The sequence below is a fragment of the Calothrix rhizosoleniae SC01 genome, assembly GCF_900185595.1.
Lineage (GTDB): Bacteria > Cyanobacteriota > Cyanobacteriia > Cyanobacteriales > Nostocaceae > Calothrix_A > Calothrix_A rhizosoleniae.
Genome location: NZ_FYBH01000453.1, coordinates 1 through 2,012, shown reverse-complemented (window position 1 = coordinate 2,012; position 2,012 = coordinate 1). Strand labels below are relative to the sequence as shown.

Annotated in this window: 2 protein-coding genes; both read right to left on the bottom strand. The window is 36.4% G+C overall.

What is annotated here, in order from left to right:
• Positions 1-1,297 (bottom strand): pentapeptide repeat-containing protein (locus tag CALSC_RS25315; RefSeq protein ID WP_143288398.1); only part of this gene is annotated, 1,297 nt, incomplete at its 3' end.
• 276 nt (positions 1,298-1,573) lie between these two features.
• Positions 1,574-2,012, bottom strand: a 439-nt coding sequence (locus tag CALSC_RS25310; RefSeq protein WP_143288397.1) for a HEAT repeat domain-containing protein, incomplete at its 5' end; no start/stop codon positions are given.

Sequence of the window (2,012 nt, the reverse complement as noted above, 5' to 3'; positions counted from 1 at the left end):
GAGGGTTAAAGCTTTCTTGTCGATTGTCTGGTTTGCGCCAAGGGTCAGGGTCATCCTGTGTAGGTAGCTGCATATACACATAATCGCACTGAATCCCGTCAAGTTTGGTATCAGTGGAAATGCCCCAATTTTCAATATAAGCTCCAGTTAAGCAAGCTGCTGTGAGGTTGGCTTGATATAGTTGGGTTTGAGCCAGTTTTGCACCAAATAAATTAGCATTTTCCAAGTTAGCTTCACTTAAATCTGTGCTGATAAATTCGGCATCTTGTAAATTGGCATCTTTAAGGTTCAGGTATCGTAAATTTAGATTATTAAACTTTTGTCCTCTACTACATTTAGTGATTACTAATTTTCGTATATTTTGTTGTTCTAAATATGTACTTTCTACACGAGCCTGTTCTAAATTTTTGGCTTGGAACCAACAGGTACGAGTGAGGTTAGCTCCTCTAAAATCAACACTTGTAAGGGTGGCTTGGGTAAAGTCTGCATCTGTTAAGTTGGCACCACAAAAACTTGTTCCTCCATAGGCAACAATACCAACTATTAGGGAACGAATAAGTTTATATTTTTTGTTGCCATTTATAGCTTGTCTGCCAACATAAACACCGGATGTAATTGCTAATAAGCCAATCAATCCAGATAAAATAATCAAGCCAGTTGGAAGATCATTATTTGATTCATCTAGAAGGAATCCTAGTAGAACACCAATTACAATATTGATAAAACCTATCAATCCAGTGAAAGTTATAGCCGCAGGCATAGCCACGACTTTTGCTAAAGCCACAGCTATAGCCATATTAACAATACTAGCTATTATTCCAGCTAAAGCCACTACGAAAAATGTTGCGCTAATAGCAAGATTTACTCCGGGTTTATCGTTTGGGGAAAACGCAATAGCAGCAATTAAGCAAGCTGCTGTTATCTCAGCAAGCGTTACTAGTGTTACCCCTAAGCCACGCCAGAAAATAACAATTAAAAATATTCCTACAGTTATGAAAGAGATGTTTCCCAATAAGGAAGAACCATCAACAATATTATTTAGTAAATCGCCAATGAGCGCACCAGAATAACCGGAAATTAATCCTGCTAATAATGACAAAAGCAGTGACAAGATAACCAAGCCCATTGTCCAAGAGGTTGATAAACCTGCTGTAGCATTACTGAAGTTAGCACCAATGAGAGTAGCACTACTAAAGTCTACTCCTCGAATATCAGTATTGCTAAAGTCTTCTCCTGCTAAGTTTTGTCCTCGGAAATCAGCACCCTGTAAATTAGTACTGTGCAGTTGATATGCCATTATTTTTTATCCTGATAATTTGAGCATTTGTTACAGGGTTTTACTGTGTGTGAGTTACTCATTCCCCGTCTTTGCTGATTCAAAATTTCTTTTTTTTTCAGAGCATTTCCAATTTTTGAGTAATTTTTTAATTACTGGAATACGACAAAGAAGAGGCTTTTTTTCACTGATAATTTCAGTCCCTATCTTTCTGATATTCGGAACTCCGGTAGTCAATCCTTTGCAGTAAATACTTAATTTTCTCAAGAAAATATCATCTATTTCTGCATATTTTTTTTAAAATGATACAGCTTCTTTATTATCTATTTTTTCAAGTGCTTTTATTGCGACATAACGAATACAGATTTTTTCATTGCCATTTAAAAATATTTTAGTAAGTTCAAAAATAACTGATTTTGCATCCATCCCAATTTTTCTCAAAGCATTAATAGCAAAATAACGAACGCTAGGATTCTCATCATTCAAAGCATTAATAAGAGCATCAACAGCCCTTTCGCTACTGATTTCCCCCAAAGCATCAGCAGCACTACTACGAACTTCGGAATCTTCATCTTTAAGAGCAACAATTAAAGTTAGAACAGCAGATTTTGCATCTGTGCCAATTTTCCCCAAAGCATCAGCAGCACTACTACGAACGCCAGAATTCTCATCTTTAAGAGCAGTAATTAAAACTGGAATTGCTACTCTACAATTTTCCCTCAAAGCATCAGCAGCA